This is a genomic window from Bradyrhizobium sp. Leo114 (assembly GCF_055229415.2).
The window spans coordinates 1-349 of record NZ_JBUYEN020000239.1 but is presented as its reverse complement, the minus strand read 5'-3'; the positions used below and the strand labels follow the sequence as shown (position 1 = coordinate 349).

The following is a 349-nucleotide window of genomic DNA, read 5'->3' as shown; positions in this document are numbered from 1 at the left end:
GACGATCGTTGTAGAAGGCGATCCAGCTTGCGACCCCTGCCTTGGCCTCGCGGCCGTCGGCATAGCCTCTGAGATAGATGTCCTCATGCTTGAGCGACCGCCACAGCCGCTCGATGAAGACGTTGTCGATCCAACGACCGCGGCCATCCATGGAGATCCTGATCGCTGCGCCCGCCAACGCGCCGGTGAAGGCCGCACTGGTGAACTGGCTGCCCTGGTCGGTGTTGAAAATCTCCGGCGTGCCGTACTTCGCCAGCGCCTCTTCCAGCGCCGCCACGCAGAACCAGACGTCCATCGTGTTCGACAACCGCCACGCCAGGACCGCACGGCTCGCCCAGTCGATGATGGC

The 349-nt window shown here is 64.2% G+C and carries 1 protein-coding gene; it reads right to left on the bottom strand.

Going from position 1 to position 349, the window contains the following annotated elements:
- Positions 1 to 349, bottom strand: a 349-nt coding sequence (locus tag ACZIRK_RS45565) for a transposase (RefSeq protein ID WP_474419893.1), incomplete at both ends; no start/stop codon positions are given.